At 40.5% G+C, this 21762-nt stretch carries 23 protein-coding genes; 6 read left to right on the top strand and 17 right to left on the bottom strand.

Annotated features, from left to right (window positions below; all coding sequences use genetic code 11):
- Positions 1 to 25 precede the first annotated feature (25 nt).
- The 4 genes from AAEU31_RS01190 to AAEU31_RS01175 form a co-directional block, all read right to left on the bottom strand.
- Positions 26 to 1216, bottom strand: coding sequence for an amino acid aminotransferase (locus tag AAEU31_RS01190; RefSeq protein WP_421966188.1), 1191 nt, complete (start codon positions 1214 to 1216; stop codon positions 26 to 28).
- Between the two features lie 73 nt (positions 1217 to 1289).
- On the bottom strand, positions 1290 to 1949 hold the full coding sequence (locus tag AAEU31_RS01185) for a GAF domain-containing protein (RefSeq protein WP_138557441.1): 660 nt from the start codon (positions 1947 to 1949) through the stop codon (positions 1290 to 1292).
- A 45-nt stretch (positions 1950 to 1994) separates the two neighbouring features.
- Positions 1995 to 3665, bottom strand: a complete 1671-nt coding sequence (locus AAEU31_RS01180; RefSeq protein ID WP_421966187.1) for an ATP-binding SpoIIE family protein phosphatase — start codon at positions 3663 to 3665, stop codon at positions 1995 to 1997.
- The gene (locus AAEU31_RS01175; protein WP_135923903.1) at positions 3665 to 3970 is read right to left on the bottom strand and encodes an STAS domain-containing protein; all 306 of its coding nucleotides are present in this window, start codon (positions 3968 to 3970) and stop codon (positions 3665 to 3667) included. Before AAEU31_RS01175 ends, AAEU31_RS01180 begins: the two co-directional genes overlap by 1 nt.
- A gap of 133 nt (positions 3971 to 4103) precedes the next feature.
- Between AAEU31_RS01175 and AAEU31_RS01170 the strand changes: the two genes are divergently transcribed.
- Positions 4104 to 4433 (top strand): SUI1 family translation initiation factor, encoded by a 330-nt coding sequence (locus AAEU31_RS01170; RefSeq protein WP_135923902.1) that lies wholly within the window; start codon positions 4104 to 4106, stop codon positions 4431 to 4433.
- 16 nt (positions 4434 to 4449) lie between these two features.
- Here AAEU31_RS01170 and AAEU31_RS01165 read toward each other — a convergent pair whose 3' ends face one another.
- On the bottom strand, positions 4450 to 7449 hold the full coding sequence (locus AAEU31_RS01165; RefSeq protein ID WP_421966186.1) for a bifunctional diguanylate cyclase/phosphodiesterase: 3000 nt from the start codon (positions 7447 to 7449) through the stop codon (positions 4450 to 4452).
- 332 nt (positions 7450 to 7781) lie between these two features.
- Between AAEU31_RS01165 and AAEU31_RS01160 the strand changes: the two genes are divergently transcribed.
- From AAEU31_RS01160 to AAEU31_RS01150, 3 genes are all read left to right on the top strand, one after another.
- Positions 7782 to 8933 carry a chorismate mutase gene (locus AAEU31_RS01160; RefSeq protein WP_135923901.1) on the top strand — a complete coding sequence of 384 codons (1152 nt, stop codon included), beginning with the start codon at positions 7782 to 7784 and terminating at the stop codon, positions 8931 to 8933.
- A 127-nt stretch (positions 8934 to 9060) separates the two neighbouring features.
- Positions 9061 to 9579, top strand: coding sequence for a disulfide bond formation protein DsbB (gene dsbB / locus AAEU31_RS01155; protein WP_135923900.1), 519 nt, complete (start codon positions 9061 to 9063; stop codon positions 9577 to 9579).
- A complete protein-coding gene (locus AAEU31_RS01150) occupies positions 9579 to 9881 on the top strand; it encodes a DUF6170 family protein (protein ID WP_421966185.1) in 303 nt (100 codons plus the stop codon). The genes dsbB and AAEU31_RS01150 overlap by 1 nt, the downstream gene beginning before the upstream one ends.
- A gap of 23 nt (positions 9882 to 9904) precedes the next feature.
- Here AAEU31_RS01150 and AAEU31_RS01145 read toward each other — a convergent pair whose 3' ends face one another.
- Positions 9905 to 10198, bottom strand: a complete 294-nt coding sequence (locus AAEU31_RS01145) for a ComEA family DNA-binding protein (RefSeq protein WP_135923898.1) — start codon at positions 10196 to 10198, stop codon at positions 9905 to 9907.
- Between the two features lie 287 nt (positions 10199 to 10485).
- On the opposite strand from AAEU31_RS01145, the gene AAEU31_RS01140 reads away from it, so the two are divergent.
- Positions 10486 to 10788, top strand: coding sequence for a YebG family protein (locus AAEU31_RS01140; protein WP_135926253.1), 303 nt, complete (start codon positions 10486 to 10488; stop codon positions 10786 to 10788).
- A 62-nt stretch (positions 10789 to 10850) separates the two neighbouring features.
- Here the strand turns inward: AAEU31_RS01140 and putP are convergent, their stop codons facing one another.
- Positions 10851 to 12362 carry a sodium/proline symporter PutP gene (putP, locus tag AAEU31_RS01135; protein ID WP_135923897.1) on the bottom strand — a complete coding sequence of 504 codons (1512 nt, stop codon included), beginning with the start codon at positions 12360 to 12362 and terminating at the stop codon, positions 10851 to 10853.
- A 370-nt stretch (positions 12363 to 12732) separates the two neighbouring features.
- Between putP and AAEU31_RS01130 the strand changes: the two genes are divergently transcribed.
- Positions 12733 to 13956 (top strand): EAL and HDOD domain-containing protein, encoded by a 1224-nt coding sequence (locus tag AAEU31_RS01130; protein WP_421966184.1) that lies wholly within the window; start codon positions 12733 to 12735, stop codon positions 13954 to 13956.
- A gap of 66 nt (positions 13957 to 14022) precedes the next feature.
- Here AAEU31_RS01130 and AAEU31_RS01125 read toward each other — a convergent pair whose 3' ends face one another.
- From AAEU31_RS01125 to ccmA, 10 genes are read right to left on the bottom strand one after another with little or no spacing between them, the layout of a single operon-like run.
- The gene (locus AAEU31_RS01125; RefSeq protein WP_135923895.1) at positions 14023 to 14754 is read right to left on the bottom strand and encodes an MlaA family lipoprotein; all 732 of its coding nucleotides are present in this window, start codon (positions 14752 to 14754) and stop codon (positions 14023 to 14025) included.
- A 9-nt stretch (positions 14755 to 14763) separates the two neighbouring features.
- Positions 14764 to 16023, bottom strand: a complete 1260-nt coding sequence (gene ccmI, locus AAEU31_RS01120) for a c-type cytochrome biogenesis protein CcmI (RefSeq protein ID WP_421966183.1) — start codon at positions 16021 to 16023, stop codon at positions 14764 to 14766.
- Positions 16024 to 16485: a cytochrome c-type biogenesis protein gene (locus AAEU31_RS01115; RefSeq protein WP_135923893.1), complete on the bottom strand. Its 462-nt coding sequence runs from the start codon at positions 16483 to 16485 to the stop codon at positions 16024 to 16026.
- On the bottom strand, positions 16482 to 17054 hold the full coding sequence (locus AAEU31_RS01110; protein WP_421966182.1) for a DsbE family thiol:disulfide interchange protein: 573 nt from the start codon (positions 17052 to 17054) through the stop codon (positions 16482 to 16484). Before AAEU31_RS01110 ends, AAEU31_RS01115 begins: the two co-directional genes overlap by 4 nt.
- Positions 17051 to 19006, bottom strand: a complete 1956-nt coding sequence (locus tag AAEU31_RS01105; RefSeq protein ID WP_138557435.1) for a heme lyase CcmF/NrfE family subunit — start codon at positions 19004 to 19006, stop codon at positions 17051 to 17053. Before AAEU31_RS01105 ends, AAEU31_RS01110 begins: the two co-directional genes overlap by 4 nt.
- 1 nt (position 19007) lies before the next feature.
- Entirely contained in the window at positions 19008 to 19487 is a 480-nt protein-coding gene (gene ccmE, locus AAEU31_RS01100) for a cytochrome c maturation protein CcmE (protein WP_135923890.1), read from the bottom strand.
- Positions 19484 to 19687, bottom strand: a complete 204-nt coding sequence (ccmD, locus tag AAEU31_RS01095; protein WP_054553244.1) for a heme exporter protein CcmD — start codon at positions 19685 to 19687, stop codon at positions 19484 to 19486. Before ccmD ends, ccmE begins: the two co-directional genes overlap by 4 nt.
- A 2-nt stretch (positions 19688 to 19689) precedes the next feature.
- Positions 19690 to 20427 carry a heme ABC transporter permease gene (locus AAEU31_RS01090; protein ID WP_135923889.1) on the bottom strand — a complete coding sequence of 246 codons (738 nt, stop codon included), beginning with the start codon at positions 20425 to 20427 and terminating at the stop codon, positions 19690 to 19692.
- Between the two features lies 1 nt (position 20428).
- The gene (ccmB, locus tag AAEU31_RS01085) at positions 20429 to 21115 is read right to left on the bottom strand and encodes a heme exporter protein CcmB (RefSeq protein ID WP_421966181.1); all 687 of its coding nucleotides are present in this window, start codon (positions 21113 to 21115) and stop codon (positions 20429 to 20431) included.
- A complete protein-coding gene (gene ccmA / locus AAEU31_RS01080) occupies positions 21115 to 21735 on the bottom strand; it encodes a cytochrome c biogenesis heme-transporting ATPase CcmA (RefSeq protein ID WP_135923887.1) in 621 nt (206 codons plus the stop codon). Before ccmA ends, ccmB begins: the two co-directional genes overlap by 1 nt.
- Between the last annotated feature and the right edge of the window lie 27 nt (positions 21736 to 21762).

Raw genomic sequence — 21762 nt, 5'->3', positions numbered from 1 at the left:
GGTTTTTTTATCGCTATAGAGCCGATTATTTACAAACGTCTGCTACTGCATTAGCAAAGTAATCAATGTTTGCATCACTGATACCAGCAACGTTTACACGGCTAGAACCAACAATGTAGATTGAGTACTCTTTTTGTAAGCGTTCGATTTGCTCTTTATTAATACCTAGGAATGAGAACATACCATTTTGACGGTCAATAAATGAGAAATCTTGTTCAATCCCTTTCGCTGCTAAGCTTTCTTTGATTAAAGTACGTAAACCATTAATACGGTTACGCATTTCATCAAGCTCATCGTGCCACATTTGCGTAAGCTCAGTGCTGCCTAAAATCGTGCTAACAATATCAGCACCGTGTGCAGGCGGCATTGAATAAATACTACGTACAACGCTTAATAATACAGAGTTAGAGATATCAGCAGTTGCAGCATCTTTTGCAATAATTGAACACGCACCGATACGCTCGCGGTATAGACCGAAGTTTTTCGAACATGAAGAACAGATGATTAGCTCATCTACCGCTGCTGCTAGTTTACGTAGACCCGCAGCGTCTTCTTCAAGGCTTGAACCAAAACCTTGGTAAGCAATATCAACAAGTGGCGTAAAACCAACTTCAACAGCAAGATCAGCAACGGTGCTCCATTGCTCAGCATTTAAATCCATACCGCTTGGGTTGTGACAACATGCGTGGAATAACACAACATCACCTTTAGGCACTTGCTTTAGGGTGTTTATCATGTCATCAAACAATAGGTCTTTATTTTCGTAATCGTAGTAAGGGTACTCTTTTACTGTTAAGCCTGCCGCTTCGAATAAGCTGATGTGGTTTGCCCACGTTGGCGTAGTAACCCATACCGTTGCATCTTTATTGCAACGCTTGATGAATTCAGCTGCAACACGAAGTGCACCTGTACCACCTGGTGCTTGTGCAGTGCGAACACGGTTTGCTAATAACGCAGGATGCTCACCCAGTAATAAGTTTTCCATTTTTTGGCAGTAATCTAAGTTACCCGCCAAGCCAATGTACGATTTACTGGTTTCGTTTTCTAAACGAAACGCTTCCGCTTTTTTAACCGCTTTTAATATAGGCGTATTGCCTTGCTCATCCTTATAAACACCTACACCCAAATCGATTTTCTTCGGGTTTGTATCTTGTTTAAAGGCCGCCATTAGGCCAAGAATAGGATCTGTTGGTAATGGTTTTAATTCTGAGAACATTGACTATCTCTTTTTATAGGGGTTAGCGTTGCCACTAGCTTAACATAAAAACCCAGCCTAATTACTAGTTAAATTAGACCAAGAGTTGAGGAATTTTAATACAACATGCCACAAGTAATGCAAGGGTTTGTTGATCAAAGAAATCAGTATTAAATGCTTCTGCATCTATAATACCTAAGCATTCGTTTTTGTCTGAAAGTAATGGTAAACAGGTCTCTGCTTTCACTTTAGGATCGCAAGTATAGTACTCACCACCTTGAGCAAGGTAATCAGCAACGTTATTGATCACACGCCCTTGCTTAGATAGTGCAACCTGTACATTATTGCTACCCTTAGCGAATGCGTCTGTTAGAGGAAATAACGGACGACTTGGCGCGCCATGGTAAACCAGCTTCAATAACTGTGGGCCTTCGTCTGTATTTGTTGCTTGATAAATACCAAACCAATCTACTTGCGTCTGGGCTACGACAAAATCGATGATTTGTTGAAGCTTAGCCAGCTTTTCAGTGTTTACAGCATTGTCTGCAACATAGTCGTTTAATTTGAATGGTTCATCTTGCAAATAACCAAATAAGCTACACGCACCACCCTCGCCTAGCTCAGGGATTTGGTACTGCCAGCGCACTGAAGGTAATGCTGACTCTGCAAGATATTGCTCAAGGTTTGATAATTGCTCCGCAACAAGGTTTTCAGGTAAATCTAGTTGGGCAACAGATAAGTAAGTAGAAATCATTTAGCCATCCAAACATCTATAATGCCGAAATGATAACATGCGATTTTAGTGTGAGCTAGCTTTGCTTGCAGTTAATTTATAATTAATTTCGACTTGGTTGCCAGCGCTATTAAATGAGACTTTAGAAGCTATCTCAGAAAGTAAACATAGACCTCGACCATGTTCTCTAACTAGGTTTTGCTGACTCTGCCCTGTTTTTGAAAATCCATTCCCTGAGTCACAAATCGTAAAGTCTAATTCTAATGTTTCGGGACTATATTGAATATCTATAATGATTAATGCTTCGCTTAACGAAGCCAGAGCTTCTTCTCGCTGTTGATAATAGATTAAAAAACCGTCTTCTTGGTTTTTTATCTCTGAGTCAAGCCCAAGAACACCATGATCAAGTGCATTATTATAAGCCTCAGATAACATCAAAAATATATTAGCCCGATGATCATTTAAGCCACCAATTTTGCTAAGCAGTTCGATCACTTCTAAAACGGGGTCGGTACTTTTAATTTGCTTTGCGTTTAAACTCATTGAGATATGAAAAGGTAAAGGCGAAAATTGCTCATATGTCTGTTCTGGTGAAGGAACCGGCAAACAATTTAACAACACTAAGCTCAAGTCATCTTGTTGTTGATTACCACGCGCAAAACGATTAACACGCTCAATTATTTGTTCTGTACTTATATACGATTTTGACGCTAATACTTTTTTAAATCGTTGTTCACCAAAGTACTCATCATTGAGGTTAGTTGTTTCAATAATGCCATCTGTTGCCATCACGATTCGCGATGATGGCTCAACTTCGATGTGAATTAAACCACGTTCAAACTCTTCAGGCTCAAGAATACCCAGCGCCATATGCTGTGATTCTAGCGTTCGGGTTATGTTGCCTTTTTCATTAATAACATAAATGTCAGGTAAACCACCTAACCATGCTGAAGCACTTCTTCCAGATTTACTCAACTCTAAAATAGTCGCAGCACAAAACATATGGCCTGGCAGTAAATTGCCCAGTACAGTATTAATTTCAGCCGCAATATCACTGACCGACATACCTTTACTTACCATGGTATAAAACACGCGTGAAGCGGGTAATGCTCCAACCGCTGCAGCTAAGCCGTGACCTGTAAAGTCTCCTAACATGCAATATAAACTGCCAATAGGGCTTTGTGCCACAAGAAACATATCACCATTAAACATGGCGGCAGGAGATAAATGGAAGTCTAAATGAGCAGGAAATGCTTGCTGGTTTTCTAATGCGTTATTAAAGATATGCTCAACAATCTCATGCTCTCTTTCAACTTGATTTTGATGGTACTCAAGTTGCAAATTCTGATCATGGGCTTTTTGGCTTAGGTTTCTAATTCGGCTATGTGCTTTTATCTTGGCGTTTAGAATCACTTCTTGAAATGGTTTTTGTAAGAAGTCATCTCCCCCAACAGCTAAACAACGCTCAAAACTTGCCTCATCTTCTAATGAGGTAATAAAAATAATTGGCAGGTAAACTTGGCTGAAGCGCTTTTTGATTATCGATGCAGTTTCAAAGCCATCCATAACTGGCATGATGACATCAAGTAACACGATGTCGATTTTATTCTCTTCTAATAGCTTTAATGCATTCAAGCCATTATCGGCAGTAAAAACACGATAACCTTGTTGCTCTAACATCACTGTTAATAGACGGCGATTTAACTCTAAATCATCAACAACCAATATATTTAGCATCAATCAATATCAAACTTTTTGTCAAAACGAGAAATTTGCAGAATTTTCTTTAGCTGTGGCTGACAGTTACTGATTTGAATTGTGTCGACCTTACCAGAAAGGTTTTTTTTCATGTTAAGCAGCATACCTAGTGCAGAGCTATCCATATAGTCTGTTTCTCTTAGGTCAATAACAACTTTGTTAATATTATCGTTTAAGTCAGCATAAGCCTGACGAAAAGTTTGCACTAGATTAAAATCAAACTTTCCTTTGATCTGAACGGTTAAAATTTCGCCATCTGCAGATGTACTGCACGTTAAACTCATAATAAACTCCTAACAAACAATTCCTTCCTCAGAATTATCTAAATATAACTGCTTAAAAGAAATAAGCCAAAAATTAAAACACTTAGAATGAAATTTGTTATTATTTGGGCAAGCTTTCACAATGAGATCCACTATGAGCGACAATAATCTAGTTTATTCAACAGCGACTGGCCGTATTGAACAACCTAAAGAAACAAAGCCAACCCAAAGCAAAACGTTTAAAGATGGCTTTTTACGTATTGAGCGTCAAACAAAAGGCCGCAAAGGCAAAGGCGTCATGCTAGTTGTTGGTATTGACAGTGAGCAACATGACTTAAAAAAGCTGGCTAAAACCATTAAAAGTAAAATGGGTCAAGGTGGCGCCGTTAAAGAAGGCATCATTGAGGTGCAAGGTGACGACAGAGAAAAACTCAAAGCTATTCTCGAAGGGCTTAAATTTAAAGTAAAAATTGCAGGGGGCTAGTCAGCCCCCTCACTCCTTATGACTTCATTGAGCTTAGGTGCTCATAAAGCGCTGGTAACTCATCTTCTGGGACTGGTTTACTGTAATAGAAGCCCTGCACAATATAACAATTGTTATTTTGCAAAAATTCTATTTGCTCAATCGTTTCAACCCCTTCAGCAACCACGTTTAGTTTAAGCTTTTGCGCCATCGCGATAATTGCAGCCGTGATTTCCATGTCGTTGCTATCCTCAGGAATATCTTTAACAAACGAGCGGTCAACTTTCAAAATATCAACCGGGAAACGCTTCAAATAGCTTAATGATGAATAGCCTGTACCAAAGTCGTCAATCGAAATCGACACGCCCAATGCTTTCAGTTGATGTAGTTGCAAGATAGCAGCTTCTACATGCCCCATCAGCATACTTTCTGTGAGCTCTAAGTGCAGTCGCTTTGGCTCCACACCGGTTTGCTTAATAATGTTATCAAGCGTCGATACTAGGTTGGCATCTTTAAACTGTCGAGCAGATAAGTTAATCGAGATATTATTTTTTAAATTCTGATCTGCTAATCGAGCTGCAAACTCACAGGCTTCTTTTAAAATCCAGGCTCCTAACTCAACAATTAATCCAGTTGCTTCAGCAATAGGAATAAATTTTGTCGGTGGGATCATCCCCTCTTCCGGATGGAACCAACGTATCAGCGCTTCGTACCCAACAACTTGGTTGTTACGACAATCAACTTGAGGTTGGTAGTACACTCTGAATTGGCCTTCACGAATACCTGTACGTAACTCATTTTCAATGAATAATCGTTCATTCGCAGCAGCATTTAATTCTTGGCTATAGAAGTGATAGGTGTTTCGTCCCTTTGCTTTCGCTTCATACATTGCAAGATCAGCATGTTTGAGTAATTGGTCTTCTTCTTGGCTATCAAATGGTGCCATTGTAATACCAATACTGGCACTAATGATCACTTCATTGTTACCTAACTTAATTGGCTCATTAAGCGTACGTTGGATGGTATTAGCAACTTCTGTCGCATGAGTTTGATGCTCAATACCACTAAGTAAAACCGCAAACTCATCACCGCCTAAACGGGCTATGGTATCTTCTGTGCGTAAACGTTTTTTCAAGCGATTGGCTACTTCAACCAGTAATTGGTCACCAGCGTCATGGCCTAACGTATCATTGATACGCTTGAATTCATCTAAATCAAAATAGAACAAAGCAAAGGCATAATGACCACGCTCTGCTAAGGCCATAGACTTACGCAATTGCATTCTAAAGAAAGTACGATTTGCAAGCCCCGTCAAGGTATCAAAATAAGCAAGTTGCTCCATCTTACGTTGGCTTTCTTTTACAAAAGAAATATCTTGAGCTGATGCCACGTAACTGGTTATCTCACCACTGTCTTCACGAATTGGTGAAATACTTAAAGAAACCCAAACAGATTGACGATCATTTGCTTGTAATAAGGTATCACCGCGCCAATAATTTCGGCTTCGCAGGTCAATATCAATATCATCAACTAATATTGCCATTTCTTGTGAAATAATGCTCAGTAAAGGAGAGCCTATAAAGTGACGTTCTTCAAAGCCTGTCATCTCAACCATTTTTGGGTTGACGTATTTTACTTCAAACTCTTCATCTGTAATGACCACCCCTGTTCCGGAAAATGCAACAGCCTTAGATAATCGATTTGCCGCTTTTTCTGCAATTTCCTTTTCACTGATACGCTGATTTAAACCATCTATCAATTTACGGATCTCAACGGCCATATCTCTGAAAGAACCATTCAAGGTACCGATTTCATCTTTATTTTCTTTGGGAAACTCTGTTTGCAATTGCCCTTTACCAAAGCTCACCACAGCATTAACCAAAGAGTGAATACGGCGTAACACTAATTGATAAAGTGCTTGATGAAGTAACAGTGCAACTAAAATAGCGTACAAAATAAATAAGCCAAAAAATTTAACTTTCAGCTCTTCTAACGCAGATAATGCCGATGAACGCTTTTTATAAATACCAATATACCAGTCGAGCTGTTCAACTTTGCGGATATTGATAATGTGAGTTTCACCATCTTGTACAAATGAATTTGCCGACTCAGGCAACCTAAGACGAATGGTTTCAGAGACTAGCTTTTGCAAGTCAGCATTCACAAAATCTTGAGTCGCTAATTTTTTCCCATCACGCCCGTATTTTTCTAATGTTTTCTTATCTAAATCAGGGTGCGCCAATAATTGACCATTCGCATCAAAAACAAATAGGTTTTGTTCGCGATCGCCAATCGGTAATTGAGAAAGCAGTGTTTCAAGTGCAATATCACTTCCTGTTACACCAAAAAACTCATTTCCACGATAAATAGGAACGAGCACACTCACAACCCATTTGTGCCATATATTATCGTAATAAACATTTGACCAAACAGCTTCACGACTTGGGTTGGTAGCTTCTTTAGCGTAGTTAAAGGTTTTACCAGTCGTAAAATTAAAATCGCCCGGAACATTTAGCGCCCAGTTAGGCGGCGCAATACGAATAAAATTGTCTTTTGTGATCAGATAGAAATTGAAAAAGTCTTGGATTAAGGTAGGTGAAATAATTTTCCATAATGACTCGGAATCATTAATTAATTGTTTGTAAAACGGTGAGTAATTTTCTTGTGGTATAAATGCAGCTGATAACCCATCAGCAGAAGTGCTACGAATACTGCCGTCTACAGCAAATTTAATTTCTGAGTTAAAATTACTTTGCAAATGAGAGTCGCTTTGTAGCAACTGACTACTAACAACAGAATTAGCCTGTTCCGCAATATTAATTTTAGTGTTGATTAAATGATTAAACTGCTTTGTTAAGCGTTCACTTGAGTGCTTTAAGAGATCATGCTCTTCAAACACGAGTTGCTTCTCTTCGGATTTGAGCATTAAAGCCGCTGCACAAATACCCGCAATTAAACAAATCGCAGAGATCAGCAGCGACAATTTCATACTTAATGAATTCACACCAAACCGTGATGGCGGTCGTCGATACACCACAGGACTACCTTATTAATAATTGTTATTATTTATTATGCAAAAACAAATATACCAGATTCATTTTTATATTTATAAATTTTTTATGAAGATTAATGAATTTTCCTAATCAGTGTACTCATTTATAAATTACTGCGATATGCAGTTGACTTTGTGTACAAGTGTTTTTACATTAAAGCAATGAATAAAATTATTTCTCGCACACGTTTTTCGTTTTTTAGCTTCTTTAGATAGAGGAGGCTTAACTGTTTGCGAGATAAATTCACCGAATAGCTAAAGCCTCCCTCTTGGGAGGCTTTTTTGTTTGTGCACTGTTTTGGAATGAGGAAACCAACATGAGCAATGATGTATTAAATGCATTACGACACGATATCAATGAAATAGATTCAGATTTATTAGTCTTACTGGCCAAAAGACGCCGAATAAGCCATAGCGTTGTTGAGTATAAGATTGCTAACAATAAACCAATACGAGATGAAGCACGTGAGCAAGCGTTACTCGAAAAGCTAATAAGCTATGGTAAATCACTTGGCCTAGACGCCTACTACATAAACAATGTCTTTCAGACTATTCTTGAAGACTCAGTTTTAAATCAGCAAGCCATGTTGCAAAAGAACCTCAACCCTGAAGCAATGAGCGAAACACATCGCGTAGCATACTTAGGTGGACAAGGCTCATATAGCCAACTAGCTTGCCATAAATATTTTAGCCGTCGCCCAGGTAAAGTAATTGAAATGGGCTGTACTAGTTTTGATCAAATCACAGGTAAAGTAGAAAGTGGTCAGGCAGACTTTGGCTTATTGCCTATTGAAAATACCAGCTCTGGCAGTATTAATGAGGTGTTTGATTTATTACAACATGCGCAAGTATCCATTGTCGGTGAAGTGACACACAGTGTTGAACATTGCCTATTAGCGATGCCTGGCACGGAGCTTTCTCACATCAACAAAGTGTTTGCTCACCCTCAGCCTTTTGCTCAATGCAGCCGCTTTATCCAAGGTTTGGGAGATATTCAGCATGAAACCTGCGACTCAACCTATCACGCCTTAAAATCAGCTGTTGAAACACCTAACAGTGCCGCAATTGGTTCAGCACAAGCCGGTAAAAATGTTGGCCTAGAGGTTGTTAAGTCAGGTCTTGCTAACCAAAGTGAAAATCATAGCCGCTTTATCGTTGTAGCACGTAAGCCGTTACAAGTTTCAAAGCAAATTCCGACCAAAACCAGTTTAATTATGGCTACAAAACAACAAGCCGGTTCTTTGGCAGATGCACTGATGATTTTCAAACACCATCAGATCAATCTCGTAAAGCTTGAATCTCGCCCTGTACCTGGTAACCCATGGGAAGAAGTGTTTTATGTAGACCTTGAAGCGAACCTTGATGACTTACATGTTAAACAAGCGCTCGAAGAGCTAAAAGAACACACCCAGTACACCCGTGTATTAGGCTGTTATCAAAGTGAATCATTACAAGCAGTAAGCGTTTAATCCACCTTATTCTATTAGTTAAATAAAGGAGCCAACAGGCTCCTTTTTGTTTAATTTTATCGCAGAGACTTGCACCCCCTTCCCAGTGTAAGCATAATCTTGAAAACATTTTTAAACTGGAACATACATGAATTGGTTAGCAGAATTAGCAACTAAAAGAACACCTTGGCTATTATTAGCCGTGATATCCTTAGCATTTGAAATCACCGCATTGTTTTTTCAATACAATATGGGTCTTGAGCCATGCATCATGTGTATTTATCAACGTACAGCAGTATTAGGCTTACTTGCTGCAGGTGTTATAGGTGCGATTAACCCGCAGGCGATGGTATGCAGAGTATTAGCATTTGTCAGTTGGGGTATATCAGCAATTTGGGGTTATTTTATCGCCAAAGAACACATTGCAATGCAAAACAACACTGATCCTTTTGCATTTAGCTGTGCTTTTGAACCAAACTTTCCGAGCTTTATGCCTCTTCATGAGTGGATCCCAAGTTTCTTTGCTGCTACTGGTGATTGCGGCAATATAGATTGGCAGTTTGCATCGCTGAGTATGCCAGCTTGGATGGAAGTGATCTTCGCTGCGTTCTCTGTCGTATTTTTAGTGGTTATAATTAGCCGCCTTGTATGCAAAAAGTCACTGTAATGATATATTTTTTTACCAGTCAAATACCTGAATTAAAGGCCTTTAAAGTGAGGCAGCGCCAGCAAATCATTGCCCTTGCACTTAGCCATTTGAGCCCTATGCACAAAATCACTTTATCTGTCTGTAAACTTGCTTTTTTGGCATCACTATTTTTAGGGCTCGCGTATTTTGAAGGATGGATGCTTCTGCCCTGGTTACTGTTAGCGGGGGTAAGCTATCCGCTTTTAACCACACCACTCGAAAATATATTTGCATTGCCACATCTGCAAACCGCTATTAAAGAATACAAACAGGGCTGTTAGGCCCTGTTTGATAGAGTGGCTTTCTAAAGCGTAATTTGTCCCTTTAATTTTTGGTAGAGTTTCTCACCAATCCCCTTAACCTCTTTTAGCTGTTCGACAGTTTTAAAGTTACCTTGGCTCTTACGATATTCAATAATTGCTTTGGCCTTTGCTTCACCAATACCTGGTAATTGAGTAAGCTGCTCTAACGTGGCTTTATTCAAACTTACTTTTTGTAGCTTAACATCTGCAACATCAACAGGTTTCGCTGCAAGTGCAGCTGTGGCGGGCAAAAGCGCAAGGCTTGAAGCTAACAATAGACTTGATAATAATTTCATATTTTCCTCCATGATGTCCTTACTTGGACAACTAATTTCCTTTGTTACCAAACACTCGCTCCATCGCTTGTGTTCTTAAAATTATAGGCCTAGCAGTTTTCCGATGCTTGGATAGATTTTAGGTAACAATTTAAATTAAGCTAATTTCGCTTTCTTTGTCAAATGATAGAAAGAAAAATGTAAGTTGCTACTTGCAAATAATGCCACAACACATTACTGTATATAAAAACAGTAATCAAGATGGCGATTTTACGCTACAAATGCCACGCTTAAATGCAGGAGAGATCATGGCTGTTGTTGTTAAATATGTTGTAGAAAGAAACGGAGTCGAGCGCATGACGTTTACTACTAAAAAAGAAGCTGATGCGTATGACAAAATGCTCGACATTGCTGAGTCATTGGAACTAATGCTTGAAAAAGTTGATGTACCATTAAGCGAGCAACAAATTGAGTCACTGGCGCTTGAAATGGCAAAAGAAAAAGACCAATTTATGGCTGTACTCAAAGGTGCAAAAGAAGCACCTGCGAAGCCTAAAAAAGCAAAGTCAGACGATAACGTTGCAGATATAAAAGAGAAAGCTGCAAGCTAACCATTCGCTATAAAATTAAAAAAGGGCAACATCTGTTGCCCTTTTTTGTGTTTAATCAAAAATTACAGTGATGATTCAACTTCATCAAATAAGTCTGTAATTTCCTTTTTCGGCTCGGCTGTCATAAGGCTTACAACAACAATCGCTATCGTTGATAAAATAAAGCCAGGGACAATCTCATAGATGATTGCACTTAGAGCTTGGCCGTCAATAGTGATTGGCGCGTAAATCCAAAACAACACTGTTGCTGCACCAACAACCATGCCACTGATTGCTCCTTGTAAATTCATGCGCTTCCAGTACAAACTAATTAGCACAAGCGGACCAAATGCAGCACCAAAACCAGCCCATGCATTACTTACTAAATCAAGGATTGAGCTGTCACGGTCATACGCAAGATAAATAGCAAATAAAGCAACCAAAATAACACTGATACGACCCACTAACACTAGCTCTTTTTGTGAAGCGCTACGATTTAAATAAATCTTATAGAAATCTTCTGTTAGTGAACTTGAACATACTAATAGTTGCGACGAGATAGTACTCATGATCGCCGCTAAAATAGCAGCCAATAAGAAACCCGCAATAAGTGGATGGAAAATAAGCTCAGATAACACCAAGAAAATCGTTTCTTTATCATCGATTGGCATTTGATTTTCGAGCATGTACGCTGCGCCAAATAAGCCTGTAAATACGGCACCAATAGCTGAAAGCGTCATCCACGACATCCCTACACGACGCATCGTTGGCATATCTTTAACAGAGCGAACTGACATGAAACGAACAATAATATGTGGCTGACCAAAATAGCCTAAGCCCCATGCCATTGCAGAAATAATGGCAATTGTTGAACCACCAGCGAACCAGTCCATCATGTTAAGTGCATGTATTTCTGTTTCTTTAGGAGAACTTAATAATAAGTCATAGCGTGCATTTGCAAGCGTATCCATAAATGGTTGATCAAGCATAGTGTAGGTTGCAATAGGCACCGCTAACAGCGAGATAAACATGATACAGCCTTGCACGAAGTCAGTTAAGCTCACTGCTAAAAAGCCACCAAATAAGGTGTAAAGCACAACAACACCCGTAGTAATGTACAAGCCCATTTCATAACTCATATTAAATGAGTTTTCGAACAGCTTGCCGCCCGCTACAACTCCTGATGAGGTATATAGAGTAAAGAATACAATGATAACGACTGCAGAAATAACACGTAAGATATTTTTATTATCTTCAAAACGGTTTGCAAAGTAATCAGGGATAGTTATCGAATCATTGGCTTTTTCGGTGTAAACACGTAACCGAGGTGCCACTAAAAAGTAGTTAGCCCATGCACCAAGCACTAAACCGATTGCAATCCAAACCTTGCTTAGGCCAAATAAGTACATTGCACCTGGTAAGCCCATTAATAACCAACCACTCATGTCTGATGCACCCGCTGAAAGCGCCGCAACACTTGGAGATAAGTTACGTCCACCTAGCATATAACCTGACACATCATCTGTTGATTGCTTATAGGCATATAGCCCTATACCCAACATTACGATGAAGTATAATGCTAACGAAATTATCATTCCTGTTTCCAAATTAGCCTCCAAAAATTAGTTAATGTTGGCTTTTAATCCGAATAATGACTCGCAAGTTATTTAATTATAAGACATTATTGGGGTAAAAACCGATATCACTCATGACTATACCACGCTTCGCCACTATAACTCCAATAGTGCCGATAACCAACTAAGTTTACATTTACAACGATACGCTAACAAAATTGTGATATTTAATCATAACTTATAGAATTTCATTACGATTTATCCTAGTCTTAACGTTAAGATAAAATCATAATTTATCCCCATATCTTGTCATTTTATTAATGCTATTTTAGATACAATGGCATATATTGCGAGGGGATAATGAAATAACTGATGTGGACAAGCTTGGACTATGTATTTTTACGCTGCGCGCCAACCGATTTTAGATAAGGAAAAGAAACTAGTCGGCTACGAACTCCTCTTTAGGGATGGAGTAGATAATGTGTTTCCAGATATTGATGGCGATGAAGCAACGTCACGGCTCATTGAAGGCAGCCAATTTAACTTTGGTTTGGAAGACTTAACAGACAACAAACCTGCTTATATAAACTTTACGTTAGAAACATTACAAAAGGGTTACCCGTTATTATTAGGTAAAGACAATGTTGTAGTTGAAATTCTTGAAACTATTCAACCTGGTAAGCGATTACTGGCTCTCGTCAAAGATTTGAAAGAAAGAGGCTATACGCTAGCACTTGATGATTATATTCACCAACCAGTTTGGCGTCATTTTTACCCGTATATTGATCTTATAAAAATCGATTTTCTAACCTGTACACCTGAATCTCTGCAGACGGTGATTGAAGCTATAAAGCCTCACCCACACATTAAGTTGTTGGCAGAAAAAGTTGAGACCCATGAGAAGTACCAACTGGCCCTCGATATGGGTTTTAGCTACTTTCAAGGCTTCTTCTTTTCAAAACCTGAGATGGTGCAAAGCAAAACTTTACCACCGTCTGAGATGGCATTAGCTGAGCTTTTGTATGAAACATCGAGTATGGACTTAAATCTTAAAAAAATCACCGATGTATTTGAAAGAGATGTTAACTTATCTTACAAGTTACTGCGTTATTCAAACTCTGCAGCATTTAAACGTCGTGCTGAAATCAGCACCATCAAACAGGCACTTATCGTTTTAGGTAGCGAAGAAATTAAACGTTTCTTATCGCTGTTATTCGCCGCACAAGTGGCTGCAGATAAGCCTGCTGAACTCATCCGCTTATCACTCACGCGAGCTCGCTTTGCTGAGCTGTTAGCTATCAGTCATGGGCAATTACGCGATACTGGAATGGCATTTTTGACCGGTATGATGTCGCTTATGGATGCAATCTTAGATGAAGATATGCCAAGCGTAATGGGCAAATTACCGCTAACAAATGAAATTAAAGGTGCCCTTCTTCATGACGAAGGTTTATTAGCAACGTATTTACGCCTTGTGAAGTTTTACGAGCAAGCTGACTGGGAAAGTGCCAAAGAGATCCAACAACAACTCGGCCTCAAACCTGAAGAGGTGCCCGATGCATATCACGATGCATTGAACTGGTCGAATGAACAAATGTCTGTATTCGGCGACTAATGTTCGAAATGTAAATACAAAAATGCCAGCAATATTGCTGGCATTTTTTCGTTGTGGTCAACGCTATTAAAGGTTTTCTAAGAAGTCTTCATCAAAATCGTCTGGCTCTTTTTCCATTGGCGGATTGCCATCATGAAGCTCATATAATTGACGCTGGAAATAGATATCTTTAACAAATATGTACGGGTCAAGTGACTCATTTAATAGACTTTCTTGAGGTATCAAAGAAGCACGCGCTTCAACCGCTTTCAGTGCAAAGACTAAAATGGTTTGAGGTGTTGTTAACGCTATTTCAGGTAATACTATGTTATCAACTACATCACCCGTTAAATTTCGTACTGTACTTGGCCCCATGCCAGGTATCATCAAGTAGGCACCATCTCCTACTCCCCACACACCTAGCGTTTGGCCAAAATCTTCATCAACGATCTCTAGCCCTAATGAAGAGGCCACATCGAAAAAGCCAAATAAGCCAACCGTCGAGTTCACTAAGAAACGCGCAAGGCTGATCCCCATATTCCCTGGTTTGCCCTGCAAACCAGCGTTAACCATATCAGTTGGTGCAGTAATATTATCAGTAAAGTTAACAATACTGCGCCTAACAGGCATAGGTGTCACTGTAACATAGCCCACCGCAGCCGGGCGGAGAATATAAGCATCAAGCACGTCCATGTTAAAGTCATACATAGGACGATTGAATGACTGCAATGGATCTCGTTCATCCGCTTTTTCTTCGGGTACTTGTGCGCATCCTGCAAGTACAGCAAAAAAAATTAAAAATATACTATGCCTAAACATTGGCTATCCTTAAGGTATTAACTCATTAATTAGCAACGAATATTCTTTAACGTTAGTACGCTCCAAGACATCCGACTTGCCTTCCAACTCGCCGCTAGAAGTTACCACAGTTGCATCTTTCGATAAACGCGCGGTTAAAATAATTTGCTCAACACTCGATAAATTCAGGCCATCAACCATTGCGTTAGCATCACTTAACGTCACGGTTAGTGGAAAGCTATATTCTGTCATTTTTACTACAGCTAATGGCATTTGCGGACCACTGGCTGCTTTTGCAAAAACAAATAACGTGCCGTTTTGTGGCTGTGAGTCAGCAAGTGCAGGGTCCAAATCAACTGTGATGCTAATTTCACTGTTTGAAGCATCAGCTACTTCTGTATTTGTGACTTGCTCATTATTTAAATGGGCATCAATTTCAGCAATACGCTCTGCAATCATGCTATAACGAGGGTCGTTTTGCTCCATGCTCGCTAGCAGTACTTCAAACGCGGTTTTAGCTTGCAGCCAATCTTTACGCTCGTAGGCAATTAGGGCCAACAATGAGATTGCATCAATATTGGTTGGCTCTGCTTTTAACACTTTTGAAAGCATAGTCGCAGCCTGAGACATGTTCGCGTCATTGCCTTCCATTAGCAGAACTTGCGAGTAGCTGATCAGCACTTGCTTGTTATCCGGATTCATTTTCAATACTTTATCAAATGACTGCTTTGCCATATCAAATTCATTTAACGACATCGCAACACGTCCAAGTAGCATCCAAGCTACTTCGTCATCACCACTTTGATCAAGTTTAGTACGCAGCGCTAATGCAAATGCTTGAAGTTCATTTGCAGTCAACGGCTCACCATTTTGCATCACAGCTCGCTCACCGTATGACTTTAGATTTGCCATTGCATCATGCCAGCCTTTTATTTGCTGCTGACTGCCAGTGTAGCCATAGAAAATAGCTGTTAAAACGATTAAAAAGCCTGCTCCTGTTAAAGCAAATATACGATTGTTACCTTTGCTGTTTAAGGCTTTTTCTGGTGATAACTCATTAAGTAAACGACGCTTTTGCTCAACAACTGCCTCGTCATGCATTTGTGCATCGATACGTTGATTTTCAAGATCGTCTTTAAGCTCATCTAAACGTTGGTAATAAATTCGGATCAATTCCGAGTTTGCATTGTGATCAAGGCGTTGAATACGTTCGCGTTTAAAAAACGGCACGACAACAAACAGCAATGCAATCAGTGTGAGTAAAACAAAAGAAGCCCACATTAATGCCATTTAGCTTTGCTCCTGACGTTGATTTTGTTCAATTAGTTTTGCAAGTAATTTCTCGTCTTGCTCAGTCCATGTTTGCTTCACTGATGCTTTACGCTGACGCAATACAATAAAGCCAAAGCCAAGCACCACAATGAGCACTGGTAATACCCAAAGCACAAGTGTTGCTGGAGTGACAGGCGGATCGTAATGAACGAAGTAACCGTAGCGGTCAATCATATAGTCAATCACTTCGTCTTTTGTTTTGCCTTCTTTTACTAAGGCTAATACTTTATCGCGCAAGTCTTTAGCAACAACGGCGTCTGAGTCGGCAATATTCTGATTTTGACATTTAGGGCAGCGTAACTCTTTAGTTAATTCACTAAAACGCGTAGCTTGCTCTTTGTCATCGAACTGGTACTTGTCTTGCTCTGCAATTGCACTAAAGGCGATCAGCAAGCTTGCTAGAAGAATAACGAATCTCATTGCTGTAATTCCTGCATTAACGGTGCAAATTTAGCACGCCAAACACGTGGATTAATATCACCGGTGTGATGAAGCAAAATTGTGCCCTGCTTATCAACTAAAAACGTTTCAGGCGCACCAGATACCCCTAAATCAAGGGCTAATGTACGCTTTAAATCCAAAATATTGAACTGATAAGGGTCGCCAGCGCGATTTAGCATGCTGGTTACATCTTCACGTAACGCATTAATATCAAACTGGCCATCAAAGTCAGGGTCATAACCTTGCTCGTAATATAAGCCAATAATCTTAACGCCCTGCTCTCTAAGCTCTGTTAAATAACCTAACTCAGCTAAACAGGTCGGGCACCATGTGCCCCACACATTCAGCAGGTATACTTCGCCTTTCAGATCAGCATCAGTCCAACGCTTTGACTCATCCATCAAATCAGGTAGGTTAAATGTTGGCATAGTCTGACCAATACGCCCTGTTTGCAGCTCACGCGGGTTTGCAAACAAGCCTTGATATAAAAACACACACAACAAAACGAAAATCAACAATGGCGCTAGCGCTAACAATTTGCGGTTCATGCTGAAGCCTCCTGCTTAGTCGATTTCTGGCGATAGCGTTTATCACCAAGCACTAAAAAGCCTGCCAGTGAAATCAAGATGCCACCGAGCCACATCCAACGAACATATGGTTTATGGTAAATACGTAACGACCACGCACCTTGGCTTAATTGCTCACCTAGCGCTAGATACAAGTCACGGGTGAAGCCTGCATCAACAGCTGCTTCTGTCATAAACTGCATGCCAATGTCATAACGGCGTTTTTCAGCATGTAAAACCGTCACTTGTTTATCATTTTTCAGTACGGTGACAACCCCAGCATGGCCACTGTAGTTAGCCCCGCGAATAGACTTAACACCGTCAAAGCGATACTGGTATTCATTTAAAGCCACTGTGTCACCCGGTTTCATTGATACATCACGCTCAACCGAGTAAGCAGAGGTTAACGTGACACCTGCAATTACAAACGCTAAACCAATGTGACCTAAAACCATTGCCCAATAGCTTAGACCTAATCGCTTAAAGCCTTCACCTATGGTTTTATGAATAGTTACTTTTGCAGCTAAATCTATCAGTGTAGTAACAAAAATCCATACTGCTAATGCGGTTGCAATAAAGGTAATTGGCGCAATTACGTCGTAGCTTGAATATAACCATGCACCGGTAACAACCACACTGACCACAGCCGATAATAACAGCTTGTTCTGTAGCATTGACCACTTGTTTTGCTTCCAGCGTAACAGCGGACCTATCCCCATTAAGATAGCAAATGGCACGAGTAAAATAGCAAACATCTTATTGAAGAATGGTTCACCTATCGAGATGCTGCCTAAGCCAAGTTCTTTGTGGATCATTGGCAATAAAGTGCCCAGTAAAACAATCAGTGTTGCCACAACTAAGAAAATATTATTTAACCAAAGCGCTACTTCACGTGAAGCAAACTTATAGCGCCCCTCACTTTTAACCTGCGAAACACGCAGTGCATAAAGCGATAAACCACCGCCAACGACAATGGCCAAGAAAGCTAAAATAAACATGCCGCGATTAGGGTCTGACGCAAAAGCATGCACAGATACAATAATGCCCGAACGAACAATAAAGGTACCCAGTAAGCTTAACGAGAATGCTGCTATAGCTAGTAATACGGTCCAAGACTTAAATACACCACGTTTTTCTGTGGTTGATAATGAGTGCAACAACGCGGTTGCCACAAGCCAAGGCATTAGTGATGCGTTTTCAACGGGATCCCAGAACCACCAGCCACCCCAGCCGAGTTCTGAGTATGCCCACCAACTACCAATGGTAATACCAAGTGTTAAAAAGCCCCATGCAGTCATTGTCCAAGGACGAGACCACTTTGCCCAAGTATTATCAAGTTTGCCTGTAAGTAACGCCGCAATGGCGAATGAGAACGACACAGATAACCCAACATAGCCCATATAGAGCAAAGGCGGGTGAATTATCATACCTGGGTCTTGCAGTAATGGGTTTAAATCGCGACCTTCAACAGGGAAATACGGTAATAAGCGCTCAAATGGGCTCGACATTAATAAGGTGTATAGCATAAAGCCAACACCTAAAAAGCCTAGCACGCCCAATACACGAGCACGTAATACCCAAGGTAATGATTGTGAGCGCATAGCAACAACCGCTGTCCAACCTGCTTGCATCACTAACCAAAGTAAAATTGCTCCTTCATGGCCACCCCATGTTGAGGTTATTTTGTAGTACCAAGGTAAGGTGCTACTTGAGTGATAAGCAACATACGAAACGGTAAAGTCGTCGGTTAAACTGGCATAAATAAGTGCTGCAAAAGATAAAAGTACGAATACGAACTGACCAATTGCCAGTGATGGGGCTGCACGCATTAACCTTAAATTGCCGGTATGCGCCCCCCACAAAGGAAAAATACACAGTAGAACACTGAGCACCATGGCCAGTGTTAAAGAAAAATAACCGAGTTCTGGGATCATATTAATTGCCGTTATCTAAGTTATAGGTCGGTTTTTCGTGTTTGATACCCTTCACAGCTTCTGCGACTTCTGCTGGCATGTATTCTTCATCATGCTTTGCAAGTACCTCAAAGGCATCAATTTCATTCGCTTTCACTAACACGCCCTGTGCCACAATCCCTTGGCCTTCACGGAATAAGTCCGGCAAAATTCCTTGATAATTAATTGTCACCATAGGGCCCGTATCGATTAACTTAAAGCTTACCTTTAAGCTTGATTCGTCACGGACAACTGAGCCTGGCACAACCATGCCGCCGATACGTAGTTTTTGCCCAATATGCGGTTTTTCTTTATTAGGCCCTTTTCCATCAACCAATTCACTTGGTGTATAGAATAAATTAATGTTTTCTTGCAGTGCATACAGCACTAAACCAATCGTTGCACCCACACCAAAAATAATGGCTACAACCGCTAATAAACGCTTTTTACGTCTTGGATTCATTGCCCTGCCTCTTGCTTCGCTTTCTTAATGCGCTCTTCACGTTGTGCTTGCTGCTTTACTGAAGAGAAAATACGTTTTGTGTCGTTTAACGAACTAAATAAAATACCAAGTAAAATTAATGCACAGCTCCCAAACGACAGCCAAACATAAAAGCCATAGCCACCCATGGCAATAAAATCTGCAAAAGAATCAAACTGCATGATTAACCTCGCTCAAGCATATCACGCACCCAAGGGCGGTGCTTTTCACGTTGTAAAATTTCGTTCTTAAGACGTATTAACGTCACCGTACCGACGAACGCTGCGAATGCCACAATATTCACCATCAGTGGCCAAAACATGCTTGGATCAATGGCTTTAGTATCAAACTTTGTAATGGTTGCACCTTGATGCAAGGTGTTCCACCACTCAACCGAGAAGTGAATAATCGGTAAATTGATCACCCCGACAATCGCTAAAATACAGGCTGCCCGACCCGCCGCTTTTTTATCTTCAAAAGCATGATAAAGCGATAACACACCAAGGTATAAAAATAACAGAATAAGCTCAGAGGTTAGGCGTGCATCCCACACCCACCAGGCGCCCCACATAGGTTTACCCCATGCAGCACCGGTAATTAATGCTATCGCTGTCACACATGCCCCAACAGGTGCAATTGCAATCACTGCGAGTTCTGCATTACGTAATTGCCATACTAGTGCGATCACTGCAGCAATCGCCATAGAAGAGTAAGCGCCCATAGATAAAATAGCTGAAGGCACATGGATAAAAATAATTCGGTAGCTGTCTTTTTGTTGGTAATCGGCTGGGGCATAAGCAAGCCCCCAGACCCATCCAACAATCATACAGACCACCGTAACGACGGCGAAATAAGGCAGTAAGGTGTTACACAATTGGTAAGCACGATCTGCTTTTGCGTAGGGATGTAACCACTTCCACATATTAACTTACACTCACTTTCAATGCTGACGATATGGCAATTGGCGCCGCTATAATCGCTACGATTAGCATGGCACCAAGGATTGCAAGCTGTCCGCTATAGGCAAGCTCCATAGAGCTGGTATCGATAGCCGAGGTTGCAAAAATTAGTACAGGGATATACAAAGGCAAAACAAGTAAACTCATTAAAATGCCACCTTTTTGTAATCCCACAGTCAGTCCAGCACCAATTGCGCCAATGAAACTCAGCAATGGCGTCCCTAACAATAACGTCAGAACGGTTGCTAACAGCGCTGAACTTTCTAAATTCATTAATAAAGCAAATACCGGAGTCATAAGCACAAGAGGCAGCCCCGTAATAACCCAATGAGCCGCAACTTTAGCAAGAACGGTTAGTGGTAATGGGTATGCCGAAGCGATTAACTGCTCTAATGTTCCGTCGTGATAATCATCACGAAATAACTTATCTAAACCTAACATGGTCGAGAGTAATGCTGCGACCCAAATAATGCCTGGCGCCATACGAGCAAGTAGACCGGGCTCAGGGCCAATTGCTAACGGAAAAAGTGTAATTACAATAAGAAAAAACAAGATAGGGTTAACGATTTCAGCACGCTGACGAAACGCTAATTTAAGATCTTTAGAAAAAACCGCAGAGAATAGTTGCCAATACGAGTGCTGCTTTACCATCAGTGGCGATACTCCAAAGTCACTGTTTTAAGGTCACTAAAATGTGCCGTTAAATCTTGGTGGGTGGTTAATAAAATAGCTCCACCCGCATTAAGATGCTCAACAAATCGCTCTTGCAAAAACGCCACCCCACTTTTATCAAGCGCAGTAAAAGGCTCGTCTAATATCCACAGTTTGGCGTTATTTAACCAAAGACGAACCAATGCAACACGACGCTGTTGTCCTGCTGATAACATGCGCACAGGTACGTCTTCAAGACCCACTAGACCTATCTTAGCTAAGACCGGATATAAGTCTTGCTTGCTATCATAGCCGTTTATTTTCAGCCAAAAAGCAAGGTTCTCAAGTGCCGTAAGTTGACTATTTACACCGGTCTTATGACCGATAAATAATAACTCATCAGCAAATTCATCATAGTATTTTGCGATAGAACGTTGTTGCCATAATACCTCACCTTCATCAGGCATAGCGAAGCCTGCGATAATACGCAATAATGATGTTTTACCAGCCCCATTTGGACCAGCTAACTGCATAATTTGCCCAGATTTTAAGCTGAAATTAAGATCCGCAAACAAACAACGATCTTGCTTGATGCAGGTGACGGCCTTAATGTGTAACAAGATGACGATTCTCTATACCCAAAATTA

Origin of the sequence: Pseudoalteromonas thalassia (genome assembly GCF_049257215.1) — a bacterium.
Lineage (GTDB): Bacteria > Pseudomonadota > Gammaproteobacteria > Enterobacterales > Alteromonadaceae > Pseudoalteromonas > Pseudoalteromonas lipolytica_C.
The sequence above is the reverse complement of the archived record's forward strand: the minus strand, read 5'-3'. Positions and strand labels throughout refer to the sequence as shown.